At 40.9% G+C, this 24,891-nt stretch carries 25 protein-coding genes; all 25 read right to left on the bottom strand.

Annotated elements, in window-relative coordinates; genetic code table 11:
* Positions 1–293 precede the first annotated feature (293 nt).
* The 25 genes from rnjB to MHH65_RS08110 all read right to left on the bottom strand — a co-directional run bounded on the left by rnjB (position 294) and on the right by MHH65_RS08110 (position 24,889).
* Positions 294–1,961, bottom strand: a complete 1,668-nt coding sequence (rnjB, locus tag MHH65_RS08230; RefSeq protein ID WP_012010007.1) for a ribonuclease J2 — start codon at positions 1,959–1,961, stop codon at positions 294–296.
* 171 nt (positions 1,962–2,132) lie between these two features.
* A complete protein-coding gene (dapA, locus tag MHH65_RS08225) occupies positions 2,133–2,999 on the bottom strand; it encodes a 4-hydroxy-tetrahydrodipicolinate synthase (RefSeq protein ID WP_024427012.1) in 867 nt (288 codons plus the stop codon).
* A gap of 30 nt (positions 3,000–3,029) precedes the next feature.
* Positions 3,030–4,244: an aspartate kinase gene (dapG, locus tag MHH65_RS08220; protein WP_024427011.1), complete on the bottom strand. Its 1,215-nt coding sequence runs from the start codon at positions 4,242–4,244 to the stop codon at positions 3,030–3,032.
* 92 nt (positions 4,245–4,336) lie between these two features.
* Positions 4,337–5,356: an aspartate-semialdehyde dehydrogenase gene (asd, locus tag MHH65_RS08215; protein ID WP_024427010.1), complete on the bottom strand. Its 1,020-nt coding sequence runs from the start codon at positions 5,354–5,356 to the stop codon at positions 4,337–4,339.
* Between the two features lie 139 nt (positions 5,357–5,495).
* Positions 5,496–6,089: a dipicolinate synthase subunit B gene (dpaB, locus tag MHH65_RS08210; protein ID WP_025092602.1), complete on the bottom strand. Its 594-nt coding sequence runs from the start codon at positions 6,087–6,089 to the stop codon at positions 5,496–5,498.
* Positions 6,086–6,988 (bottom strand): dipicolinic acid synthetase subunit A, encoded by a 903-nt coding sequence (dpaA, locus tag MHH65_RS08205; protein WP_024424129.1) that lies wholly within the window; start codon positions 6,986–6,988, stop codon positions 6,086–6,088. The genes dpaB and dpaA overlap by 4 nt, the downstream gene beginning before the upstream one ends.
* Before the next feature lie 122 nt (positions 6,989–7,110).
* Complete coding sequence (locus MHH65_RS08200; protein WP_034281978.1) at positions 7,111–7,383, bottom strand: YlmC/YmxH family sporulation protein; 273 nt, start codon at positions 7,381–7,383, stop codon at positions 7,111–7,113.
* Between the two features lie 71 nt (positions 7,384–7,454).
* Positions 7,455–8,378 carry an aminoglycoside phosphotransferase family protein gene (locus MHH65_RS08195; RefSeq protein WP_268414379.1) on the bottom strand — a complete coding sequence of 308 codons (924 nt, stop codon included), beginning with the start codon at positions 8,376–8,378 and terminating at the stop codon, positions 7,455–7,457.
* A gap of 72 nt (positions 8,379–8,450) precedes the next feature.
* Positions 8,451–9,680, bottom strand: a complete 1,230-nt coding sequence (locus MHH65_RS08190; RefSeq protein ID WP_070325836.1) for a pitrilysin family protein — start codon at positions 9,678–9,680, stop codon at positions 8,451–8,453.
* Positions 9,681–9,713: 33 nt separating this feature from the next.
* Positions 9,714–10,667 (bottom strand): polysaccharide deacetylase family protein, encoded by a 954-nt coding sequence (locus tag MHH65_RS08185; RefSeq protein WP_081124383.1) that lies wholly within the window; start codon positions 10,665–10,667, stop codon positions 9,714–9,716.
* Positions 10,668–10,791: 124 nt separating this feature from the next.
* The gene (pnp, locus tag MHH65_RS08180; protein ID WP_024424134.1) at positions 10,792–12,909 is read right to left on the bottom strand and encodes a polyribonucleotide nucleotidyltransferase; all 2,118 of its coding nucleotides are present in this window, start codon (positions 12,907–12,909) and stop codon (positions 10,792–10,794) included.
* A gap of 181 nt (positions 12,910–13,090) precedes the next feature.
* A complete protein-coding gene (rpsO, locus tag MHH65_RS08175) occupies positions 13,091–13,360 on the bottom strand; it encodes a 30S ribosomal protein S15 (protein ID WP_008354438.1) in 270 nt (89 codons plus the stop codon).
* Between the two features lie 140 nt (positions 13,361–13,500).
* Complete coding sequence (gene ribF / locus MHH65_RS08170) at positions 13,501–14,466, bottom strand: bifunctional riboflavin kinase/FAD synthetase (RefSeq protein ID WP_098676888.1); 966 nt, start codon at positions 14,464–14,466, stop codon at positions 13,501–13,503.
* A gap of 17 nt (positions 14,467–14,483) precedes the next feature.
* Positions 14,484–15,413, bottom strand: coding sequence for a tRNA pseudouridine(55) synthase TruB (gene truB, locus MHH65_RS08165; RefSeq protein ID WP_098676887.1), 930 nt, complete (start codon positions 15,411–15,413; stop codon positions 14,484–14,486).
* A 68-nt stretch (positions 15,414–15,481) separates the two neighbouring features.
* Positions 15,482–15,832 (bottom strand): 30S ribosome-binding factor RbfA, encoded by a 351-nt coding sequence (rbfA, locus tag MHH65_RS08160; RefSeq protein ID WP_007499525.1) that lies wholly within the window; start codon positions 15,830–15,832, stop codon positions 15,482–15,484.
* Between the two features lie 17 nt (positions 15,833–15,849).
* A complete protein-coding gene (locus MHH65_RS08155) occupies positions 15,850–16,128 on the bottom strand; it encodes a DUF503 domain-containing protein (protein WP_061109857.1) in 279 nt (92 codons plus the stop codon).
* On the bottom strand, positions 16,125–18,245 hold the full coding sequence (infB, locus tag MHH65_RS08150) for a translation initiation factor IF-2 (protein WP_047202190.1): 2,121 nt from the start codon (positions 18,243–18,245) through the stop codon (positions 16,125–16,127). The genes MHH65_RS08155 and infB overlap by 4 nt, the downstream gene beginning before the upstream one ends.
* 19 nt (positions 18,246–18,264) lie before the next feature.
* Entirely contained in the window at positions 18,265–18,567 is a 303-nt protein-coding gene (locus tag MHH65_RS08145) for a YlxQ family RNA-binding protein (RefSeq protein ID WP_024424138.1), read from the bottom strand.
* Positions 18,560–18,844: a YlxR family protein gene (locus tag MHH65_RS08140; protein ID WP_024424139.1), complete on the bottom strand. Its 285-nt coding sequence runs from the start codon at positions 18,842–18,844 to the stop codon at positions 18,560–18,562. The genes MHH65_RS08145 and MHH65_RS08140 overlap by 8 nt, the downstream gene beginning before the upstream one ends.
* 15 nt (positions 18,845–18,859) lie before the next feature.
* Entirely contained in the window at positions 18,860–19,975 is a 1,116-nt protein-coding gene (gene nusA, locus MHH65_RS08135; RefSeq protein WP_024424140.1) for a transcription termination factor NusA, read from the bottom strand.
* Between the two features lie 32 nt (positions 19,976–20,007).
* On the bottom strand, positions 20,008–20,481 hold the full coding sequence (gene rimP, locus MHH65_RS08130; RefSeq protein WP_003211398.1) for a ribosome maturation factor RimP: 474 nt from the start codon (positions 20,479–20,481) through the stop codon (positions 20,008–20,010).
* A 701-nt stretch (positions 20,482–21,182) separates the two neighbouring features.
* A complete protein-coding gene (locus MHH65_RS08125) occupies positions 21,183–22,004 on the bottom strand; it encodes a class I SAM-dependent methyltransferase (RefSeq protein WP_141545647.1) in 822 nt (273 codons plus the stop codon).
* Between the two features lie 25 nt (positions 22,005–22,029).
* Positions 22,030–22,695: a CPBP family intramembrane glutamic endopeptidase gene (locus tag MHH65_RS08120; protein WP_061109856.1), complete on the bottom strand. Its 666-nt coding sequence runs from the start codon at positions 22,693–22,695 to the stop codon at positions 22,030–22,032.
* Between the two features lie 13 nt (positions 22,696–22,708).
* Positions 22,709–23,518, bottom strand: a complete 810-nt coding sequence (locus MHH65_RS08115) for a SagB/ThcOx family dehydrogenase (RefSeq protein WP_034281835.1) — start codon at positions 23,516–23,518, stop codon at positions 22,709–22,711.
* A gap of 24 nt (positions 23,519–23,542) precedes the next feature.
* On the bottom strand, positions 23,543–24,889 hold the full coding sequence (locus MHH65_RS08110; protein WP_065214363.1) for a YcaO-like family protein: 1,347 nt from the start codon (positions 24,887–24,889) through the stop codon (positions 23,543–23,545).
* Positions 24,890–24,891 lie beyond the last annotated feature (2 nt).

The raw sequence follows: 24,891 nt of genomic DNA, 5'->3' as shown, positions 1-24,891 counted from the left end.
TATTATGAACAAATAGGGCATATTCCATCCGCATTCCTCATGCCACATCAAAAAAGCCCAAAGAGCTTATACTCCTTGGGCTTAGCGTGTAGACAAACCCTCGCATTCGCCCGCAGTCCTACGCTTCGGTGCTCACGAATGTCAAATTCGCTCCGCTCCGGTGCTCGTCCTTTCTAGACTGCAAAGGTTTTCTATCACGCTAAAAAGAAGACAAAGTGCTAAAATGAAGTTCATTTTAGCACTTTGTCAACAATCTAAAGCCCAAAGAGCTTATACTCTTTGGGCTTTTCTCATCACACTTCCATAATAATTGGAATGATCATCGGCTTACGTTTTGTTTTTTCATATAGGAATTGATTTAGCACATCGCGCATGGATTGTTTCAATGTTGACCATTCAACAATTGAGTTTTCCGTTTGCTCTTTGACAATCCCTTTGACCATTTCTGTTGCTTTCACAATCAGCTCTTCGGATTCTCTTACATAGACAAATCCTCTTGTGATGATTTCAGGTCCAGAAATTAATTGTTTCTTTTGCTTATCGAGCGTAATGACAACAATCAAGATGCCGTCTTGAGACAATAGACGTCTATCGCGTAACACGATGTTTCCGATATCACCAACGCCAAGACCATCGATCAAAATGTTTCCTTGGTGAACTTTTTCACCGATTTTGACATTCTGTCCTCTAAACTCAACAACATCGCCTTTATCAATCAAGAAAATGTCACTGCGTTTCATGCCTACTTCTTCAGCAATACGAGAGTGTGCTTTTTGCATACGATATTCGCCATTCACCGGAATTAAATACTTCGGTTTTAGTAAGTTCAGCATTAGCTTTAACTCTTCTTGGCAGCCATGTCCAGATACATGTACACGTTTTTGCGCAAAAATGACTTGTGCTCCGCTTCTTGTAAGGAAATCCACTGTTTTAGAATATGTGAGTTCTTGTCCAGGAAGAGGTGTAGATGCAATCACAACTGTATCATCTTTTTCAATATGAAGCTGTTTGTGATTTTGCTTCGCCATTTTTGTTAAAGCAGCAAGCGGCTCTCCGTGGCTTCCAGCGGTCAGAATAACTACGTCGTTTTTCGCCATTTTCTTCACTTCTTGAACGGGTACAAATAATTCTTCGTCTGCTGTAACATAACCAAGCTTGATCGCCAGCTGTAGGGTTGTCATCATATTTTTCCCTGCAACTGCAAGCTTACGGCCATTTTGATTTGTTGCATTAATGATTTGCTGCACGCGGTTAATATTAGATGAAGACACAGCAACAATCACACGATTTTCAGCATTGTACATCGCATTTGAGATTTCGTCTTGGACGAGCGCCTCAGAAGGTGTATAGCCTGGTTTTTCAGCATTTGCACTGTCTGAAAGTAGTGCTAAAACGCCGTTGTTCCCAATTTTCGCAATCTCTCCGATGTCACAGGCTTGGTTAAGCGCTGGGGTTTGATCAAATTTAAAATCACCTGTGCATACGATTGAACCAAGAGAGGTTTTGAAGCTGATCCCAACTGAATCAGGAATGCTGTGATTCGTTCTAAAGAACGATACTTTTGTTGTTTCAAAAGTAATGACTGATTTTGCATGTACCTCACGCAAATCAGCTTTTTGATTGAAGCCATACTGCTTTAATTTTTCTCGAAGTAACGCAAGGGTCAGCTTCGTTCCGTAGACTGGTACAGACAATTTGCTCAAGCAATGGAATACGCCTCCGATTGCTTCATCATGTCCGTGGGTAAGAAAAATTGCTTTCACCCGATCAGCACGCTCTGTTAAATAAGAGATATCAGGAATGACGACGTCAATGCCCAGCATTTCATTTTCTGGATGCATTAAACCTGCATCTACTACATATATGTCCGAATCAATCTCAATGACATATAGGTTTTTTCCGATTTCTCCAACGCCTCCGAGTGCAATAATTCTTACGTTCTCTGTATTTTTCTTTTTCAAAATTCTTATCCTCCTAGTCTCAAGCCCGTCCATCATCGCTTAATGCTATTATAACTGAATCTAATTTTAGAAAACAAGATGAAGTCACATTTTAAGAAAGTGTTTATGTATAAAAAACGGTCATACTCAGGGACATCTGAGAATGACCGCTTACGAAATCTTTTGTTTTGATCAGCTGTTTAAAACGCTGCTTAAATCCAGTCTCTCTTCTTCTGACAAAGGCAAAAGCGGAAGACGAACAGATCCGACGTCTAGTCCTTTCAGCTGAAGGGCTGTTTTGACAGGCGTTGGATTTGGTGCTGAGAAAAGCTGTTTCATGATTGGAAGCAGCTTTTGATGGATCAATGCTGCATTCGCTGTTTGGCCTGAAGCATAGCTTTTCAGCATTTGCTGCATATCCAGTCCTACGATATGAGACGCAACCGAGACAACTCCTTTTGCACCAACAGATACAGCTGGAAGTGTTAAGCTGTCGTCCCCTGAATATACGTCGAAATCTTCTGGCGTCTCTGCAATGATTTTTGTCATAGCATCAAGATCGCCGCTTGCTTCTTTAATGGCAACAATGTTAGGTATTTGCGCAAGCTTAATCGTTGTTTCTGGTGCTAATGAAGCTGCCGTTCTTCCTGGTACATTGTAAAGCATGACAGGAAGAGATGTAGACTCGGCAATGGCTTTAAAGTGTGCATACATGCCTTCCTGTGATGGCTTGTTGTAATAAGGTACGACAAGCATCACTGCATCAACGCCCGCTTCTTCTGCTTTTTTCGTTAGTTTGATAGACGCATTTGTATTATTACTGCCTGTTCCTGCAATGATTTTACAACGACCATTTGCTAATTTGACCGATTGCTGAAAAAGAGCGACTTTTTCTTCATTCGATAAAGTTGGCGATTCGCCTGTTGTCCCTGCAACGACTAAGGAGTCACTGCCGTTTTTTAACAAGTAATCAATGAGAATTGATAGCTTTTGGAAATCGATGTTGCCCTTTTTATCAAAAGGTGTAATCATAGCTGTTGCGATATTTCCGAAATTCATTTTTTTCACCTCATCATGATTCAATCACATTTATCTTGAAAGTTCAAACACTTCATGCAGGGCATTGACAGCCGCTCTCATGTTTTCTTCGTTCACTAACACCCAAATGGTCGTATGACTGTCAGCCGATTGTAAAATCGGAATGTTTTGCTCGGATAGAGCCGTTACAATTTTCGATGTGACACCTGGTACACCCATAATGCCTGCGCCAACAGCTGATACTTTCGCACAATTTGTTGTCACAATTGGTGTATAGCCAAGTTCTTTTAGGATCGACGTTGCCTTTTCAGTCATTGCACCTGTCACTGTATACACAATTTCACTCGGTGTGATGTTGAAGAAGTCGACACTGATTTGTGCGTTTGCCATTGCTTTGAAGACCTCTGTTTGTACGCTGTACTGACCTTCTTTTGCAGGGACTTTGATTTGTGTCACATCATTGACATGTGCAATACCCGTAATGAGGCGGTCATACACATCATGGCTCATTTTATCGGAGTAATGTGATGTAACGAGTGTGCCCTCATCATCAGAGTATGTTGAACGCACCCTCATTGGTACTTTTGCCTGCATCGCAATTTCAACAGCTCGCGGGTGAATGACTTTTGCCCCTTGATATGCGAGGTTGCAAATTTCCGTATATGTCACGACTCTCAGCGGTTTTGCATTTTCAACAATGCGGGGATCTGCTGTCATAACGCCTTCTACATCTGTAAAAATATCAATAAAGTCTGCCTGCAATGCAGCGCCTAAAGCTGCTGCGGACGTATCACTGCCACCTCGTCCGATTGTTGTCACGTCTCCATTTTTCGCGGCTCCCTGGAACCCAGCGACAACGACAACATCATGTTCAGACAGTGCTGCTTCCAGACGTTCGCACTTCATGTCAATAATTTTCGCACTTGTATGCTCCTTATCTGTCACAAAGCCCGCCTGAGCTCCAGTCATCGCTACAGCCTTTAGACCGTTTTCATTCAGCATACTTGAAAACACAACAGCTGAGATATTCTCCCCGCAGGAAACAAGTAAGTCTTTTTCTCTGTTTGTCATATGCTGCGCGCTGCCGTAAAGCAGACCGAGCAGCGTATCTGTCGCATAGGGATCGCCTTTTCGTCCCATTGCAGAAACGACAACAACCGACTTATAGCCTTTCTCTTTTGCAGATAAGATATGTGCAAGTGCCCTTTTTCTACCTTGATCATCTTTGACAGATGTACCGCCAAATTTTTGGACAATTATTTTCACTGTTTTCACTCCAAGTTCATTCTGACGTAACAGAAGAGAGCAGGCGAAAGATGCCTAACTCTCTTCTGTTCGTCCTCATCATCCATTGAATGTTAAACTAATTTTAATGCTTTTAAGCTTTCTGCAATTTGAACTGAGTTCCATGCAGCGCCTTTAAGCAGGTTATCAGATACAATCCACATATGGAACCCGTTTGGACGGTCCAAATCTTTCCGAATGCGGCCGACAAATACGTCGTTTTTCCCAACAGCATCTGCAGGCATTGGATAAATTTGCTGAGACGGATCATCTTGCAGCGTAATTCCTGGTGCATCTTTTAGAATTGATTTGAGGTCTTCCACTGTTGCATCATTTGATTCTAGTTCGACGTAGACAGATTCTGAATGACCTGTTTCAATTGGAAGCCTTACGCATGTTGCCGCTACTTCCAGCTCAGGCATATGCATGATTTTTTTCGTTTCATTGATCATTTTCATTTCTTCGAATGTATAACCGTTGTCTTGGAATTTATCAATTTGCGGGATCGCATTAAATGCAATTTGATAAGGCATGACTTCTGGTGTTACATCCTCTTTATTTAAAATGGCTTGTGATTGGCTGTATAGTTCGTCAATGGCTTCATGTCCCGCACCTGATACTGCTTGATACGTAGAGACAATGACTTTTTTCATTCCATATGCCTGACGAAGCGGTTCTAATGCCGCTACCATTTGAATCGTTGAACAGTTAGGGTTTGCAATGATCCCTTGATGATCATGCAAATCTTTTTCGTTTACCTCTGGTACGACAAGAGGGATGTTTTCGTCCATACGAAAAGCACTTGTGTTGTCAACAACAATCGCACCTCGTTTGACTGCTTCAGGAGCCAGCGCTTTAGAAACATTTCCTCCAGCACTGAATAATGCGATGTTCACTCCTTCAAAGCTTTCAGGTGTTGCTTCCTGAACAGTGTACTCTTGACCTCTGAATGTCACTTTTGTTCCAGCAGAACGTTTTGAGGATAGTAGAGTAAGTGTATCCATTTCAAAATCTCTGTCAGCTAGTGTTTTTAACATTTGTTGACCGACAGCTCCAGTCGCTCCAACTACAGCTACATGCAATCCTCTTCCCATCAGTAAAACTCCTTCCGACCCATCCATGATTCTTTTCTTTCGGATGGCCATCCTATGACTTTTTACATTTTATTTTACCATAGAAAAGCAAGGCTTGAAGCATCTTTTTTGAATCTTTCTTGATTTTCTAGTGAATCTATTATTCGTTTGGTCCAATTAAAATTGGTTGAATTTGTCTATGCTGGAGTGCCTCTTCTACTGTTTGAGATAGCAGATCCATGTTCGCGACCATAGAGGTCGGTTTTTTGAATGGATCATCCTGACCAAACGGAATAAAGAAAATATTCTTTGTCGACATCAGCCTCATCAGATTTGTACCATTTAAACCTAACGCATCATTTGTTGAGATACCTAAAACGACAGGTCGATGATTCCGTATGGTTGCTTTAGCAGCCATTAAAACAGGACTGTCTGTCATGGCATTTGCAAATTTCGCCATCGAGTTACCAGTTAGAGGAGCAATAACCATACAATCAAGCGGCAGCTTAGGCCCGAGCGGCTCTGCTTTCACGATTGAGTCAATCGCTTGAAAACCAGTCAGCTTCTCAATCCGGTCGATCCACTCGGCTCCATCTCCAAATCTCGTATTCGTGCTCTGCACCGTGTACGACACCACTGGACGCACCTCTGCCCCTTCTTTTACAAGCGCTTCGATTTGCGGAAAAACAGCTTCATACGTACAGTGGGAACCTGTTAAACCAAAGCCGATTCTTTTCCCTTTTAATGTTGTCATGATTCCATCCCCCTTTTTTCCTCCGCAAGTTCACATAAAAGCCCGGAAAGCACTTTTGCAATGATTTGTCCTGCTGTTTTTGGTGCAACAATCCCCGGGAGTCCTGGTGCAAGAAGTGCCTTCACTCCGTGCTTTTGTGCAAAGTCAAAGTCTGTTCCGCCTGGGCGTGAGGCGATATCCAAAATGAGTGTCTTTGGTGTCATGCTGACGATGACAGATGAATCTAATACAAGACTTGGAATGGTATTGATGATAATATCAACATCCGTTACTTCCTCTTTTAACTGGTCCATTGAAAATGGATTAAGCCCCATCTCAAATGCCCGCGCTAAATGTGCTGTGTCTGCCGCCCCTACTTTTACGTCTGCCCCTAGTGCCCGAAATGTGCGGGCAATGGTGAGTCCTGTTCTTCCAAGTCCGAGAACAGCGACATGAGACCCGTGAATCGTATAGTCCGTTTGCTGAATGGCCATCATGATAATTCCTTCAACTGTTGGAATAGAGTTATATATGGCAATATCATCTCGCTCAAACAGCTTCACAAGCTTCCGGTTCACCTGCTTTGCCAGATTGTCTAAGTACGTATTTGAAATACCTGAGTACAAGATACAATGGGCAGGGGTTCTTTCTAAATATTTAGCTTCCAGCAAAACCTGCTCGTTTGAAAAAACTGTAGCAACAGCGCCTTCATCCGTTGTCCCAGATACTGGCAGGATCATACTGTCTACTTGTTCGAATGGAAGTTCAGACATTTTCAGCTTTTCAGCACCGATAAATCCATGATCCAGCTGGTCAAATCCAACCAAAAATACTTTGGCATGCTGCTGTGACAACTTGCGAATAATTTCAAGCTGCCTTGCATCTCCCCCGATCACCGCAACCGTTAAACCGCTCAACATACTGACCGTTCACCTTCTTTATTTAAAAAAGTCTGTAATATTTTCTGAATCTCCCTTTCAGCATATGAGGAGAGGATTCAGCCTGTGAACAAATCAGAGAGAGAAAAGAAAAAGAGCACCCATTATTGCGGGTGCTCTTTTTCTCCGTGCAGCTGAAGTTCTTCAGGCACATCGAGAATGATCATATCTGATCCTATTTTTTGAATGTGATTCCACGGGACGCGGATGTCATTTCCTTGTTTTCGAAAGCCAAACCACTTCACGGAAGGTATAATGAGTGCTGTAATTTGACCGTCCTGTTCATTGATTTCAAGGTCGGTTTGTCCAAGCACGCCAAGCCGCTCCGCTCTTTTAATATCGACGATCTCTTTTCCTGACAGTTCACTCAGCCTCAAAATCGCATCACTTCCCTTCCGTATCATATATGCAGCAAAAGGAAGAAATAGACCGTCCTGCTCTTTTCAAGTTATGTATGATGTGAGTTGGTATACCAAACAGGCTTAAGTTGATGAAAGCAATTATGATCTTTTAGCATTCTCTCCACTCGTTTCACCATGTCTTTTACATGTCGCGGATCATAGGAAAGCGTCCAGATGATAGATGAAAAGCAGCTCATTGCTGTATAGATGGAAAAAAGAAGCCAAAAATCGTTTGTTGACTGCGTACTCACGTATTGATCCAGTTGTCCAGCTGAGAACGGAATGCTGCTTTCTCGACTAAATAAGGACAATTTATAAAAGTCATGAACCGGGTCGCCCCAGTCGGATTGATCGAAATCAATCACACCGGCATATTGATTACCTTGTATGATGATATTCCCTAAATGAAAATCATCATGCTGGAACTGGTTAGGCCTCTCTTTTACCGCATCAACATGCGACTTGATAAAATCTAATACAAACTGATCATTGGAAAACGTCACGCCACTTGATTGATAGGCATGTACATACCGTTCATGTTTTGCCATGACTTTCTCATCCCACGGACGAACATGAGAAGGTGCACGGCATGTATGCATCAAACTTAGCTCTCGCGCTGCCCGCCTCCCGATTTCATACTGCTCTTCATTTGTAAGTAGATGGATGGAGTCTCTAGCATTCTCGCCTTCGATAAAGGAGAAAATACGATAGGTACAGTTTAGTTCAGCACTCATTCCAATCTCAATCACTTCAGAACAAAGAACCCCTCGATCTTTTAAATTCCGCTGAAATAATGCTTTTCTTTTATAGCGCGAATACGTTTGAATGTCTGATAACTTAAGCACCAGCTTTTCACTAGATGATATTGTAACCAAAAAGGTGCGATCTCCCGAAAAACCAGATGTCATGGCTTGGAAAGAAATAGCTTGTGTCAGAAGTGGAGAGAGCTGTTTCAGCTTTTCATGTTTCATGAAAGCAGAACCCCTTTCTTCTTTACCTACAATAAAACGGCAGACTTTTTTGAGTCTGCCGTGTTGTTTACATTATGATGGCTGATCACCCGTCGGACTAATAAGCGAGAGCGCATAATCTTCTGTAAAAATGCGTTTAGATAAGTTATTCACGCCGTCTAATGTGACGCTGTTGATTTCATCAATAATTTCATCGAGTGTCCGATGTTTGCCAAGGAGCAGTTCATTTTTACCGTTTCGGCTCATTTTGCTGTTTGTGCTTTCAAGGCTGAGCATAAGGTTGCCTTTCATTTGCTCCTTAGAGTTCTCTAGTTCTTTCTGCGTGATTCCCTCACGTTTTAAGACGTCTAATGTTTGTAAGATGGTCTCAGAGAGCAGGTTTAGCTGTTTCGCTCCAGTTCCGCCATAAATCGTCAGCATTCCATTATCTGCAAATGAACTGTGATAGCTGAAGACGGAATAAGCAAGTCCTTTGTCCTCTCTTACATCTTGGAATAATCGGCTGCTCATGCTTCCGCCAAGAACATTATTTAAGACGATTAAGTCATAGATGCCCTTATCTCCAGCTGGAAGGCCATTAAAGCCCAGGCATAGGTGCGCTTGTTCCGTTTCCTTTTTGCGTGTGAGCTTGCCATAATGAAATGCTGGAGCTTCTACAGGCTGCTTTTTCCCTTTTCCTTCATAAGAACCGAACAGCTTTTCAACCTCGCGAATAAAGGTCTCATCTACGTTCCCTGCAACTGAGATCACGACGCGGTCCGGGGTATAGAATTCATCCATGTATTTTCTAAGTGAGTCTCCGTTAAAGGTTGAGAGTGTTTCCTCTGTTCCTAAAATCGGATATCCTAATGAATGATCACCATAAATGGCTTTGCTTAATAAATCATGAACGATGTCATCAGGAGTATCCTCATACATTTTAATTTCTTCGTACACCACATTTTTTTCTTTTTTCAGCTCTTCTTCATCAAAAGCTGAGTGAAAGAACATGTCGCTTAATACATCGAGGGCGTAGCCAGCATGTGAATCAAGCACCTTCGCATAGTAGCAAGTGTATTCTTTTGATGTAAAGGCATTCACCTGACCACCAATGCGGTCAAAGGATTCTGCGATATCACGTGCAGATCTTGTCTTTGTTCCTTTAAAGAACATATGCTCTAAAAAGTGTGAGATTCCATTAATTTCAGGTGTCTCATGTCTAGAGCCTGTTCCAATCCAGACGCCAATTGCGACAGACCTTACAGTAGGATTGTTTTCGAGTACAATTCTTACTCCGTTTTGGCATGTATACGTTTTGACCAAGTTTTGCTCCTCCTATTCAACAAACAGATCGCATCACGGATGTCTTTTTTCACTTAGGAGGTCAGAAACCGTCCCTAATTCATATCCTCTTTCTTTAATTTGAGTGATAAGTGCGTCAAGACTTTTCGCTGTTGCATCTGTTGGATGCATTAATATCATCGCCCCATTGTGAATTTTCCCAAGCACCCGCTTTTGTAAAATAGCCGGGGATGGTTTTTGCCAGTCGATGGTGTCTACTGTCCACATAATGGTTTCCATGCCTTCTTGTTTGGCAAGCTTGACTGTTTCTTCTTTAAAGCTGCCGCTTGGAGGCGCAAACCATTTTGGTTTCTTCCCAAGGGATTCTTCAATTTGGCGATTTGTTTTCGTTATCTGCTCTAATGCTCGTTCTCTTGTCAGTGTGCGCATATCTGGGTGATTGTATGAATGATTTCCAATTTCATGACCATCTGCCGCGATTTTTTTAGCAAGCTCTGTGCTTTTTTTCACCCATTTGCCTTCTAAGAAAAAGGTCGCCTTGACTTGATGCTTTTCCAGCGTCTTTAACATGTTGATTAAATGCTCATCACCCCAAGCTACGTTGATGAGGAATGCATTCATTTTTTTATCTGGATGTCCCTTATAAATGGGCTCTGCCCCAAGCTCATGTAAATGAGTAGATGGTTTTGTTTCATTGAAAACAAGCAGCTTTTCATCGAATGACCCCTGTTTCTTCATTTTTTCATAAGAGGCATCGATATCAACTGTCTGTCCATTTAAGCCAGGCATCTTTTTCCACACTTTATCAATCTTAGCATTTTGCGCCTTTACTTCATAGTCAGAAGACTTCGATTCAATCTCCTGATATAAAATATCTTTTGACACAGATGCAACCTCGGCATGCTCTTTCATTGATTCAATATATGTAACAGCAGCCGGCTGCTTCATCGTTTGATAAGACACGAGCAGTAAAAATACAAACACAATGAATGGTAACGTTTTTTTCAATGGTTGTCCCTCCCCTATATCACAAATTATGATGGGGAGAAACAAGCTAGAACTATTGTTAGCGCAAGAAAAGAAAGAAGCCTGGCACGGATACCTGGCTTCTAACACATTTTATTTGATCTCATTAAGACTGCTTTTCTTCTTTTTCCTTCTCTTCACGTAAAACAGCTTTCCGAGAAAGGTTCACACGGCCTTGTTTATCGATTTCAGTGACTTTGACAAGTAATTCATCGCCAAGTTTCACGACATCTTCTACTTTGCCCACACGCTCAAGCGCAAGCTCAGAAATATGAACAAGTCCATCTTTTCCACTGAAGATTTCAAGGAAGGCACCGAATTTTTCAATGCGTTTGACTTTACCTAAGTAAAGCTGTCCTACTTCAACTTCTCTCACAAGATCTTCAATAATTTTCTTCGCTTTTTGGTTCATATCTTCTTCTGTAGAAGAAATAAAGATTGTACCATCTTGTTCAATATCGATTTTCACACCGGTATCTTCAATGATTTTATTGATTTGTTTACCGCTTGGTCCAATGACATCGCGAATTTTATCCGGATTGATTGTCATCGTTAAGATTTTAGGTGCATAACGAGACAATTCTCCTCTAGAAGCAGGAATTGTTGACAGCATACTGTCTAAAATTTCCATTCTTCCTTTTTTCGCTTGTTGAAGAGCCTCTTCTAAGATGTCTTTTGATAGACCATCGATTTTGATGTCCATTTGAAGGGCTGTTACACCTTTTGATGTACCTGCAACTTTAAAGTCCATATCTCCAAGTGCATCTTCCATTCCTTGAATGTCTGTCAGCACTGTGTAGTATTCACCAGATTTCACAAGTCCCATTGCAATCCCTGCAACTGGTGCTTTAATTGGAACACCGGCATCCATCATCGCAAGTGTGCTTGCGCAAATACTTGCTTGTGAAGTAGATCCGTTAGATTCTAATACCTCTGAAACGAGGCGAACCGTATAAGGGAAATCTTTTTCGGATGGAATGACTGGTTCTAGTGCACGTTCACCTAGTGCACCATGTCCGATCTCACGACGGCCTGGACCACGCATTGGACCTGTCTCGCCAACACTGAATTGCGGGAAGTTGTAATGGTGCATGAAGCGTTTTGATTCTTCAACACCTAAACCATCAAGAATTTGCACATCACCAAGTGCACCTAATGTACAAATACTGAGCGCCTGTGTTTGTCCTCTTGTAAATAGGCCTGAACCGTGCGTTCTTGGCAGAAGTCCTACTTCTGAAGAAAGTGGACGGATTTGATCTACGCCGCGTCCATCTGGACGTACTTTCTCTTCAGTGATCAGACGGCGAACTTCGTTTTTGACAAGCTTGTTTAATACATCTTTCGCTTGTTTAATCGTTGCTTCGTCACGTTCTTCTGCTTCAAACTTCTCAACTACAGCTTTTTTCACAGCACTGATTGCATCCTCACGCGCATGCTTCTCATGTACTTGAATCGCTTTCAGCAGGTCAGCTTCAGCAAGTGCTTTTACTTCGTCTGCTAACGTTTGATCTACTTCATATAAAGGAATATCGATTTTTTCCTTACCGACTGCCTTCACAATTTCTTCTTGGAATTCGATTAAGCGTTTGATCTCTTGGTGACCGTACATGATCGCTTCAAGCATTGTTTCTTCCGGTACTTCATCAGCACCAGCTTCTACCATGTTGATCGCATCTTTTGTTCCGGCAACCACAAGATTGATGTCACTTTGTTCAAGCTGCTCCACATTCGGGTTAATAATCAGCTTTCCATCCACTCGTCCTACTGTAACGCCGGCGATTGGTCCCTCAAATGGAATGTCAGACACACATAAAGCTAAAGATGAGCCAAACATTGCAGCCATTTCAGATGAGCAATCTTGATCCACACTCATGACGATACTAATGACTTGTACTTCGTTTCTAAATCCATCTGCAAACAGCGGACGAATTGGTCTGTCAATTAAGCGGCTGGCAAGGATCGCCTTTTCACTTGGACGGCCTTCTCTTTTAATGAAGCCGCCAGGAATTTTACCTACTGCGTATAGTCTTTCTTCGTAGTTCACAGTGAGCGGGAAGAAATCAAGTGGTTTTGGTTCTTTAGAAGCTGTTGCTGAGCTAAGCACAGCCGTATCTCCGTAGCGTACGAGGACCGCTCCGTTTGCTTGCTTTGCAAGCTGGCCAGTTTCAACTGTCAGTTGACGTCCAGCCCAGTCTATGGTGAAGACATGTTTCTCTTGTCCCATTCTGAGATAAACTCCTCTCTTATCGTAAAGTTTTAGTTAGTTCTTATTATGAACAAAATGATTTTCACATATCAATGTGAAAGCTGTATGTAGAAGGGTTTTTGCCATTCTTTCAACATTTTAACCATAAAATATTAGTGATTATACGATAAAAAAGCGGGAATCCTCCCGCTTTTTACGATTATCGACGTAAGCCTAGTTTGTTAATTAACTCACGGTAACGAGTTACGTCTTTATTACGTAGATACGTAAGAAGATTACGACGTCTACCTACCATTTTCAAAAGACCGCGACGTGAGTGGTGATCTTTCTTATGAGTACGTAAATGCTCGTTCAAGTTGTTAATTGATTCTGTTAGGACAGCGATCTGAACTTCTGGAGATCCAGTATCAGATTCGTGTGTTTTGAACTCATTAATTAATTGCGTTTTACGCTCTTGAGTAATAGCCATCCTGTTTCACCTCCAAATCATGTTAGCCCCATCTACCTCGCAACCGTCGGTGAAGTCGGCCTGCCAAGTAAGTGGTTTTAAAGCTACAGGAATAATCATACTAAAAATATGCTGAATTTGCAAATGGTAGAGCAGTTTTTCTATGATTTTTTTGTTTGCTTGAGCTGATCTTGAAAAAACTGAATCGCTTCTTCTTTATCTTGACTGATTTGAGCCGTCAGCTCCTGGATTCCGTTAAATTTTCGTTCACTGCGAATGCGCTTGAACCATTGTAATTTAATCGGCTGGCCATATATTTCTTCGTTAAAATCAAAAAGGTTTACTTCAATGGCAGGCTGATCAGGACGTTTTTCATAAAATGTTGGTTTATAGCCGACATTACAAACGCCGTCATATACTTTACCTTTTACTTCTGCTCTTACTGCATATACCCCTGTTGGCGGAATAATGTATTCAGCAGATAAGCCGACATTAGCTGTCGGAAATCCGATCGTCCGTCCGCGTTTGTCTCCATGGATGACAATGCCGCGAAGCTGATAAGGTTTTCCTAAAAGCTCGCTCACATATTCAACATCCCCATTTTTTAATGCGGAACGGATGAGAGTGGAACTGACTTTTCGGTCTTGATTGGACAGCTTAGGTACGATGGTTGCCGTGATACGGCCTTTTCCGTATTCATCGAACGTTTCCATTGTGCCTGCACCAAAACGGCCAAACGTAAAATCAAACCCCGCTACTGCGTGCTTCACATTCAATTCATCCAAATATTGATCCACAAACTCTTGAGGAGATAGAGCTGCAAAGCTCTCGCTGAATTGTACGATGTATAAATAGTCAGCGCCCAGCTGTTCGATAAAATCAATTTTATCCTCAAGCGGTGTAATTAAGTCTTTTGGTTCCCGTGCCTTTTGCAAAACATGTGATGGATGCGGATGAAAGGTCATGACTGCTAAGGCCAATCCTTCTTTTTTCGCAATGCTTTTCGCTTCGTCAATGACTTTTTGATGCCCGAGGTGAACACCGTCAAAGTACCCTAAAGCCATGACAGACGGGACTTGATCCTTTTGATTCAATGTATGTGGGTGTGAAATATGTATAGTCTTCACGAGATGTCACCTTTTCTTTAAGATTGCTTGTCCTGAGATAAGATCTTCGCCGGCTTCATCAGGTTCTGTTTGGTCGGGTGCTTCATATATATTGCCAGACAACGACCTGAAGGAGCAAAAACAGCGACACGATCCTCCTCTGCGAAATGAGCAAATTCATCAGGCATTGGCAGGACTGCACCGTTTTCCACTTTACTTGCTAATGTATCATTTATCTCCCATTTCGGCAAATGATTGAGCGCACGCTCGATCGGGACAAGGTGCTCATCTACAGTTCCTTCCTCGCTTATATCTTGCAGCTCATCCAGCGTAATACATTCATCAAGTGTAAAATCACCAGACCCCGTACGAATAAGATGTGACATGTGGGCTGGAAACCCTAGTTTCTTCCCGATATCAACCGCTAAGGTCCTCACATACGTTCCCTTTGAGCATAGAACAGTAAACCTAAATGACACGCTGCCATCCTCATATGTGACAGGTGTAGTCCGCTCGATACGGTGAATAGTAATTTCTCGGCTTGGCCGCTCAATTTCAATGCCCTCTCTTGCATACTCATAGAGCTTTTTCCCGCCAATTTTCACAGCAGAAAACATGGGAGGAATTTGTTCAATGGTTCCTTCAAACTGCTTCAGCGCCGCATCAATTTCTTTTTCTGAGATCGGTTTTTCCACCTTTTTTTCTTCTACGATCTCACCTGTTTGGTCTTCTGTTGTTGTAGAAAAGCCAATCGTGATTTCTGCATCGTATGTTTTCGATTTATCTGTTAAGTATTCTACAATCTTCGTTGCTCTTCCGATACAAATAGGCAGAACACCTGAAACCTCTGGGTCGAGGGTGCCTGTATGGCCGACTTTTTTTGTGTGTAAAATTTTTCTTACTTTAAACACACAGTCGTGTGAGGTCATGCCTCTTTCTTTATGTAATAAAAGAACACCATTTATCATCTGCGTTCTCTCCTTTCATAAACGATGAAAAAGGACAGACGATCATCGCCTATCCTTATTTCAACGTCTTATTCGTGATCTTTTGTGTTTAACTCAGCAATCAGGCTTTCAATTCGGTTTCCGTAGTCTACGGATTCGTCGAATTCAAAATGCAGTTCTGGTGTTTTGCGAAGTCTGATTCGATTGCCAATTTCAGAGCGGATATACCCTTTAGCCTTTGCAAGACCTTTTAAGGTTTCCTCTCTTTTCTTCTCGTCGCCAAGAACAGAAATGTAGACTTTGGCAATTTGCAAATCACCGGATACTTCGACATCGGTTACAGTCAAAAAGCCGATTCTTGGATCTTTTAGCTTTCTGCCTAAGATGTCGCCCAATTCTTTTTTCATTTGCTCACCCACACGGGTTGCTCTCATACTCATGATCTTATCACCTCTAATTAAAACCACTCAGTTTTCGTGATCGTTCGTTCAATTTCAGGAAAAGAATCGATAAAGCCTAATACACGCTGAAGCTCCTTTTCCACTTGAACCCGAGATGAGGAAATCACGGCGATTCCAATTGATGTACGCTGCCATGTATCCTGGTAATCCATTTCAGCAATGGTTACATTGAATTTATGACGCGTTCTTGTCAATATTCGCTGAAGAACCGCACGTTTTTCCTTCAGTGAGGATGCATCATAGATCATGCACTCACATTCGGTATAACCGATCATTTTCTTTCGATTTCTTGCATAACGAATGATTCCATGACATCACCTTCACGGATATCATTGTATTTCTTTATGGTAATACCACATTCATAGCCTTGTGAAACTTCTTTCACATCATCTTTAAATCGTTTTAACACGTCAACTTCGCCTTCAAAAATAACGACGCCGTCACGGATTAAGCGGATTCCGCTATCTCTTGTAATCGTTCCTTCAGTTACATAGCCGCCAGCAATTGTACCGATTTTAGATACTTTGAACGTTTGACGAACTTCAACTTGACCGATAACTTTTTCTTCATATTCAGGGTCAAGCATTCCTTTCATCGCAGCTTCAATTTCATCGATGACTTTATAGATAATGCGGTGCAAGCGGATATCAACGTTCTCAGTCTCAGCTGTGCTCTTCGCATTTCCATCAGGACGTACGTTAAAGCCAATCACGATGGCATTAGAAGCACTTGCTAAAATGATATCTGATTCCGTAATCGCTCCAACACCCGTATGGATGATTTTCACTTTTACGCCTTCGACCTCAATTTTTTGAAGAGCTGCCGTTAATGCTTCAGCAGAGCCTTGTACGTCTGCTTTCACGATCAAGTTGATATCTTTTACGTCACCTTGTTTGATTTGCTCAAATAGGTCGTCTAGAGATAATTTTGCTTTATCTGAACGCTGTTCGTCCAGCTGTTTAGAAGCACGCGCCTCACCGACTTGACGAGCTGTTTTTTCATCTTTGAATACGAGGAACTGATCCCCTGCATTCGGTACATCGTTTAAACCAGTGATTTCAACAGGTGTAGATGGTCCTGCTGTTTTCACGCGGCGGCCGATGTCATTGACCATTGCACGTACACGGCCAAATGTATTTCCGACAACGATTGGGTCACCTACTTGAAGTGTACCTGTTTGAACAAGAAGGGTTGCAACAGAACCTCTTCCTTTATCAAGCTCAGCCTCGATGACAGTCCCTTTTGCCGCACGATTTGGGTTGGCTTTCAGTTCTGCAACTTCGCTGACAAGAAGGATCATTTCGATCAATTCGTCGATGCCTTCACCTGTTTTCGCAGATAGTGGAACGAAAATGGTTTCGCCGCCCCAAGCTTCTGGTACAAGACCATGCTCAGTTAATTCCTGCATCACGCGGTCAGGGTTCGCTGTTGGTTTGTCAATTTTGTTCACAGCGACAATGATTGGCACTTCTGCCGCTTTCGCATGGTTAATCGCTTCAATTGTTTGCGGCATGACGCCATCATCTGCTGCAACGACTAGAATTGTTGTATCCGTTACTTCGGCACCACGTGCACGCATCGTTGTAAATGCTGCGTGTCCAGGTGTATCAAGGAACGTAATTTTTTTGCCATTTTCTTCGATTTGGTATGCACCGATATGCTGCGTGATTCCACCTGCTTCGCCTTCGACGACTTTTGTCTTACGGATGCTGTCAAGAAGAGTTGTTTTCCCGTGGTCAACGTGTCCCATGATCGTTACAACTGGAGGGCGTACTTGCATATCTTCTTCTTTATCTTCAACTTCATACTTTTCAAGTTCAGTTTCTTCTAAAATGATGACTTCCTCAACTGGAACACCATATTCAGAAGCGATTAACTCAACTGTATCTTTATCAAGCTCTTGGTTGATCGTTGCCATGACACCTAGCATCATCAGCTTTTTGATGATTTCAGCTGTTTCTTTTCCTAGCTCATCAGCCAGCTGGCCGACAGTCATTGAATTTGTAAATTCAATTTTTTCAGGAAGCTCTTTTTTAGGCTTTACAGGTCTAGCTTGCTGATGCTGCGGTTTGTTATTTCCACCGCGTTTGTTTTTGTTTTTATTTTGGTTGTTGTTTTTTTTGTTTTTATTAAATTGATTATTCTGCACGTCATTCTTCTTTCTATCATTGTTTTTGTTAGATGATTGTTTTTTTTGTTCTGCGGGTTTCTCGTTAGCTGTCTCTTTTGCTTTGGCTTTTTTATAGATAGCGTCTAGCTTTTTCACAGTGTCGTCTTCAAGCGTCGCCATGTGGTTGTTCACTTCCACGTTCATATCCTTAAGCGCTGCTATAATATCTTTACTTGAAACATCTATGGCTTTTGCGTATTCATATACTCTCACTTTAGCCATTCGTTCACCCCCAAATAAATTAATCGAGCAAGCTTATGAGCTTCTTAGCGAAGCCTTGGTCAGTGACAGCGACAACTACGCGAGCTTCTTTCCCAATAGAACGTCCGAGAACGGAACGGTCTTCAACTTTTCTAACCGGAACATTATAAAATTTGCATTTGTCAGATACCTTTTTCTCTGTGTTAGATGAGGCATCTGCTGCAAGAAGAACCAGCTTAGCACGCGCATGTCTAATTTCTTTGATCACCAGATCTTCTCCTGACACGACTTTACGAGCTCGATTTGCTAGACCAAGCAAAGGATACCATTCAGATTCATTCATTAGGTTTTTTCACCTTTTCAGCTAGTTCTAGTAATTCTTCAAATATGTGTTCGTCAATCTGTGTCTGAAATTGCTGCTGTAAACTGCGTTTGTTCTTTGCCGCAAGAATGGTTTCTTTATCGAGAGAAAGGTAAGCTCCGCGTCCGTTCATTTTTCCGGTAGCGTCAACAGACACTTCTCCTTCTTTAGAACGAACAACACGGATCAGTTCTTTCTTTGGTTTCATTTCTCCCGTCACGACGCATTTTCTAAGCGGGATTTTTTTTCGGCTTTTCACCTTTAATATCACCTCTTATTCGTCAGATTCCTCAGCTACTGGTTCAGCCTCTAAGAAAAGAGATTCAGAGTCTTCAGTTCTTGGGAAAATACCGAGTTCCCTTGCATCTGTTTCGCTTTTAATATCGATTTTCCAGCTGGTCAGCTTCGCTGCAAGGCGGGCATTTTGACCTCTTTTACCAATCGCTAATGACAGCTGATAATCAGGGACAATAACTGTTGTCGCCTTGTCTTCTTCATTCACAATGACATCAAGTACTTTTGATGGACTCAGCGCATTGGCAACAAATTCAACCGGGTCATTAGACCAATGAACAATGTCAATCTTTTCGCCTTTTAGCTCGTTGACAATTGCTTGTACACGCTGGCCCTTTGGACCAACACAGGAGCCAACTGGATCAACATCAGGATCATCTGTACGAACAGATATTTTAGAACGGTCCCCAGCTTCTCTAGCAACCGATTTAAGCTCTACAGTACCATCATAAATTTCTGGCACTTCAATTTCAAATAAACGCTTTAAAAGACCTGGATGTGTTCTAGACACATAAATTTGTGGTCCTTTTGTTGTTTTTTCTACTTTTGTAATGAACACTTTAATGCGGTCATGCGGTTTGTATTCTTCATTTGGCATTTGTTCATTGACAGGAAGAAGGGCTTCAATTTTGCCAAGTGACACGTAAATAAATTTACTGTCAATCCGCTGAACGATTCCCGTCATAATGTCTTCCTCGCGGTCGATGAACTCAGTGTAGATAACACCACGCTCTGCTTCTCTCACACGCTGCGTCACAACTTGTTTCGCTGTCTGAGCTGCAATACGTCCAAAGTCTTTTGGTGTGACTTCAATCTCAACGACGTCACCAACCATGTAATTCGGGTTAATATTGGCTGCATCATCTACAGAGATTTCAAGGCGAGAATCATACACTTCATCTACAACATCTTTTCTTGCGAACACACGAATCGTTCCCGTTTCGCGGTTTAAATCAACACGAACATTTTGTGCTTGATTAAAATTACGCTTATATGCAGAAATGAGTGCAGCTTCTATCGCTTCAATTATAATTTCTTTACTAATACCCTTCTCTTTCTCAAGAACAGTCAGGGCATCTAACAACTCACTACTCATTTTTATGGTTCCCCCTTATATCAATGAAAAGGTTAATTGAACGAAACTGCTAATCTTGCGTTAGCTATTTTCTCGTATGGAATATTGATCTCTTTCTTTCTTGTCTTGATCTTCACTGTCACTGTTGCAATCTCACCATCAAAGCTTGTAAGCTCACCTTCAAATGCTTTTTCACCATCAATTGGTTCATATGTTTTCATGAAAACATTTTTTCCAAGTGCTTTTTCAAAATCAGCTTTTTTCTTTAATGGGCGCTCCGCTCCAGGAGAGGACACTTCAAGAAAGTAGTTTTGGCTAATCGGATCTGCCTCATCAAGCTTTTCGCTCAAGGCTTCGCTCACTTTGGCACACTCTTCGATATCGACACCTTTATCAGAGTCAATAAACACGCGAAGGAACCAGTTTTGACCCTCTTTGACAAATTCAACATCAACGAGTTCAAGCTGTAAGCCATCTAAAATTGGCTGCACCATTTCGCTTACGACATCCACTACTTTTTTGCTCATTCTCTTCCTCCTTGTGCTTTCGATAAACGCTCTTATCAATCATTCTGCATAAAAACCCTGCTTTATGTGAGCAGGGGGAGCAGAAAACGGATGAATAATGTCGAGACAAAAATTGCCTGTTCAATACAAAAGAGCGGGTTTCCCCACTCTTGTCTCGGTAATCGTTAGCATTTCCATAAAGACTATACCATATCCAATTTTTTTATGCAAATGAAGTTCCTCCTTATAATAGGTACTCGCTTATCGATTAATGCAGCATGTTCAGTACCATTAATACCTCTCTCTTCCTTTATATATAAACGGAAAGCCACTATGAACAGAGCGGACTGATAATAATGCACCTGAATACAATGAGCGAACAACAGAGCTCCCTATGAAAGAAAGTAACATCTACACTAAGTCATCTCTAATTCCAAAAAACTTTGTATGACACAGTATGGTTATTCATATAGAAGCAAAGAGTGTATCAGTAAACAGCCTTCACTTTCCACTTTCTCAAAACCCCCTAATGGATAAGTACTTCAACGTTAAAGAAATAAGCAGTTCAATTTTAATCACACTGCCATTCTCCTTCACTTCAGAGAAACGCGTTCTCATTTTTAGGGAATCGCAATTTAAAAATCATTCATATTGAACTCCCCGAAAAGCAGGCAGAGACTAAACGGATAACCTTCATATTATACATAGAGAAAGAATCATGTTTATATGGAATGAATGTATCCAGACTGTTTAATCAGCCATGCATGTAAAAGTAAAGGTGTCTTCTGTGCTGAACTGCTATGTTCATCTGGAACCTGCCTTAAGGTGTGCTGTAAATTTTCATTTCCTATTAACGATAAAAATTCCATACTAAATGGGCTGAATCCTCCAATTATAGAAGTACCAATCTTATACTTTACATCTTTTCTAGGTTGGGTTATATAGGTGAGTAACTGCTCGAACTCAGATAATGTCAATGAGGCGTGATATTGATCATATAAATACAGTTCTTCTTCTTTGTTCTGAACTGAACTCATTCCACTTTCTATACTATCTCGATTTAAATCAACTATATAAATAATAGATTCATTTGATAAATAAGGAAGGAACTGTTCTAATAATGCTACAGGATCTTCAAATAGCCCAAAACACAGATGTATTAAAATCGCATCATAACTTTTCGCATGTGATGAAAAATTTTCGATATCTGTACAAATAAAATTAGCTTTTATATTCAATTGATTTGCACAATGTATGGCTTCCTCTGATGAATCAATTCCTGTCAAATCAGCTAGAGGTAATTGCTTAGATAAATACTCAAGCATCTGCCCTTGTCCACATCCTATATCTAAAATAGAGGCAGGCTTTTTTTTGAATGTTAGTTGATAATAAGAAATGAAAGTTTCAGCTGATAGACATCGAGTAAATGGCGTTTCTCGATTATCATAATTTGAACTTATTTTTCTTTTTTCTGGATCCAAAAACCATGACTGAGCCAGCGCTCTTTTTCCTTTAAGCTCTTTCATCTTTTCTAGTATTATCACAGGGTTTACCACCTTTATAAAAGCCTCACCAATCAGTTTCAGATAATACGGGAGGTTTCGTTTTGAAGTTGTTTATTTTGAGAGGTTGAAAAAAATGAATGAACAGATTATGTGAAATATGAAATGCTATCGCTGCTAGAATACCAAATGTTAAGTATGAAATAACTGTGATGAATGTAAAAAGCGACATATAAGCAATAGACTTAACACCGCCTATTGGTATATGCAGCAAGATAAATCCTATTGAACTGATACAAATCGATACCGCCACAGATTCCACAGAATTTGTTAGTAATAATAACGGAAGAAAGAACCGCCAAATCAATTCTTCTGATAGAGCAGTTAATGGAAGAAAAAAGATTGAATCAACATTGACAGCATATCTGCCTCTAAATGCAACAACTTTGTTTTTTAATTTCCATAGAACTGACGGTAATAGGACACCTAATAAAAAGAAGAATAAAATACCATACACATTTTTATTATTAGAAATTTCAACTAAGAGCTCTTGAGAAAATGCTCCACAGCATATAGAAGCTCCGATTATCGTGAATCCATCATAGCTCCTCTGAGGAGTGATATATGTTATTAACTTTCGATCGGATATTGGTTTATCTCTCTTGATTTTGATAACCATTTTAGAGCTTAAGGGACCCAAAAAGTGAAGGAGGATCCCTAAAGCTGCTACCATTGAAATCATCTATTTAAGTACCCGCAATCAATGTATAAATTGGAGCGTCATCTACTCCATTAAATCCACCGATCAGTTCCATTAACTCATCATCGATAAACCCTCCGAATGGTCGGCTATTAATCTTCTGTGCAGTAGATAGCAAAATCATATTTTGCATGACATGTCCTGCCTCCATAAAAACGAAGCGATAAGAACGATGTCCATACTTAAATCGAGAACGCCAAAAATTCGCTGAAATGACTACGGCAAATGCAAAATCTTGAACGGATTCTTCTTGTAACATTATTTTCTCAAATTCTTTTTCAGAGTAATCACCCATTTTAGTCAATCCTTTTCTATACGGATCGAAATGATAAATACCTTTGTCTAAAGAATCCACTTTGTTGGCTACAATAAATAGATCTAGAGGATAAAGTGCCCCGCCAGATGGTATAGGGCGTCTAGGTCCTTCTTTACGCTCTACCAATCCATAACTCTTCTGTAAAACTGTTGAGAGTTGTTCTAATGAAACACTCCCCCCGCTAAAATAATCTGCACTTCTTCGTTCCTGAATGACATCGTCTAAAGATATATTTGTATTTAATGGTTTAGGTAGTAAAATTAAAGGCAGGTCATCAAATCTTTTACTTGCATGTGTAGCAATCTTTTGCAAAGTTTGAGATCGCAGCAGCCCTGCAACACCGGGTGCGTCCCATGCCATTGAACCCCTATAGATTTTTGTTGCCTCAAACCAATTTTCAGAAGGATCATCAAACCGTAATGCTTCGTTTCCATACACAACATCAGCCAAATTAGTAGCATGTCTTTCAATACTATTCATATATTTAATCACCTTTCTACGATATTAAGGAAATGGATGCGGAATTGGATTCAGTTCTTCTAACTTAAAAGGTTTATCTACTAAACCTAAATGATAAGAATGTTTTAAAATTCGTTCTCCGCCCAACATTCTACCTCTATAAAGAACGTCAATCGGTTTATATCCAGGAATAATTGATTTTACGACATAGGCACCAGCATCTTTTATATCAGGGCTGGTTAAATCAAAAGTTGCCACATGATATCCTTGTTTTGATAAATGACTGACAAGGTTAGTCCATAGAATGTCTGGAGAACGATCATCAAACGGTGCATAGTCTTTAACGTCCACTAATTTCTCACTTGCTGTTAAAAAATCAGCTTCTTTCACAATAGCTGTTCCCGCATAGAGTTTAATATGATCTTCAAAACTGTTAATATCTCGATGATAATCTACATCCACTAAGGCGTTCCCTAATCGTTGTTCTGTTTTTACCCAAGTTCTTGTATACATTCCCTCTATCGCAGCTTTCTCACATGCTCTTTCAATTGAATGAGCAGAGGCCGCGCCAATAGCAAATGGAGCTAAATCTGTATGAGGATTTCTTATCACTGCCAAAATAGTAGGAACACCAGAAAAAATGCTCATGTCTACTAAATGCAAATCAAGAGAAGTAGGTTTAATATATCTTTCATAGAAGTGTTTTAATCTAGGTGAGGTATTAATATCGATCTGCGGTAAACTTAACTTATTGTACCAAGTAAGCATAAATGCATCTCTTTCAATTGTTTCAAATAAACCTGAGATTGCCGCTTCTTGATATGTAATACCACAAGCTAGTCCATTACTAGTTGCATGACCAATATTGGGGTCTCCTGGCCACTCAGTATAGTTTGCAATATGAATTAATTGAGCAGGCGTCCAAACTTCTTCATTATTTTCAGCAATATGACCTTTTCTCCACCATAATTTTGTATCTTCATTCCATCTATCATGAGGAAAATTCGGGTCTTCATATTGAGTGACAGCATACATCTCCCACTTATCAAAGCCAATTACTGATTTGCCTTCATTGATTAAGTCCTTTTGAGTACCAAAACATACAATATCAGAGTTTAAAGGTAAATAAGCGGCACTATATCTTTCCACCGTTTCACCTATAGCTGCTAATCTGGCTGCAGCTGGATTAGCAGATCCTCCCCCATTATATGAATTAGACGGTACCCCAAATAAAATATTGCTGTCTGTACCATGCGCTCCATATGAATGACCCCATATATCATCAACGTCTCTGAGTTTTCTATACTCTCTACGGACTATCCCAACATAAGGATCTGCCAATTGGTCGAGTATTTCCCATGACTCTTCTAACGTTGTCCATTTATTAGCCATAA

The sequence above is a fragment of the Bacillus sp. FSL L8-0654 genome, from assembly GCF_038629965.1.
Lineage (GTDB): Bacteria > Bacillota > Bacilli > Bacillales > Bacillaceae > Bacillus > Bacillus safensis.
The sequence above is the reverse complement of the archived record's forward strand: the minus strand, read 5'-3'. Positions and strand labels throughout refer to the sequence as shown.

Coding starts and splice junctions, on each gene's coding strand:
- truB (WP_098676887.1), bottom strand. CDS start 15,413: ATGATAAATGGTGTTCTTTTATTACATAAAGAAAGAGGCATGACCTCA.
- pnp (WP_024424134.1), bottom strand. CDS start 12,909: ATGGGACAAGAGAAACATGTCTTCACCATAGACTGGGCTGGACGTCAA.
- infB (WP_047202190.1), bottom strand. CDS start 18,245: ATGGCTAAAGTGAGAGTATATGAATACGCAAAAGCCATAGATGTTTCA.
- rbfA (WP_007499525.1), bottom strand. CDS start 15,832: ATGAGTATGAGAGCAACCCGTGTGGGTGAGCAAATGAAAAAAGAATTG.
- dapA (WP_024427012.1), bottom strand. CDS start 2,999: ATGAATTTCGGAAATATCGCAACAGCTATGATTACACCTTTTGATAAA.
- rimP (WP_003211398.1), bottom strand. CDS start 20,481: ATGAGCAAAAAAGTAGTGGATGTCGTAAGCGAAATGGTGCAGCCAATT.
- asd (WP_024427010.1), bottom strand. CDS start 5,356: ATGGGAAGAGGATTGCATGTAGCTGTAGTTGGAGCGACTGGAGCTGTC.
- dpaA (WP_024424129.1), bottom strand. CDS start 6,988: ATGTTGAGCGGTTTAACGGTTGCGGTGATCGGGGGAGATGCAAGGCAG.
- MHH65_RS08155 (WP_061109857.1), bottom strand. CDS start 16,128: ATGATCGGTTATACCGAATGTGAGTGCATGATCTATGATGCATCCTCA.
- rpsO (WP_008354438.1), bottom strand. CDS start 13,360: ATGGCTATTACTCAAGAGCGTAAAACGCAATTAATTAATGAGTTCAAA.
- MHH65_RS08145 (WP_024424138.1), bottom strand. CDS start 18,567: ATGAATGAATCTGAATGGTATCCTTTGCTTGGTCTAGCAAATCGAGCT.
- MHH65_RS08110 (WP_065214363.1), bottom strand. CDS start 24,889: ATGGCTAATAAATGGACAACGTTAGAAGAGTCATGGGAAATACTCGAC.
- MHH65_RS08195 (WP_268414379.1), bottom strand. CDS start 8,378: ATGAAACATGAAAAGCTGAAACAGCTCTCTCCACTTCTGACACAAGCT.
- MHH65_RS08120 (WP_061109856.1), bottom strand. CDS start 22,695: ATGGTAGCAGCTTTAGGGATCCTCCTTCACTTTTTGGGTCCCTTAAGC.
- nusA (WP_024424140.1), bottom strand. CDS start 19,975: ATGAGTAGTGAGTTGTTAGATGCCCTGACTGTTCTTGAGAAAGAGAAG.
- dpaB (WP_025092602.1), bottom strand. CDS start 6,089: ATGACAACATTAAAAGGGAAAAGAATCGGCTTTGGTTTAACAGGTTCC.
- MHH65_RS08115 (WP_034281835.1), bottom strand. CDS start 23,518: ATGAATAGTATTGAAAGACATGCTACTAATTTGGCTGATGTTGTGTAT.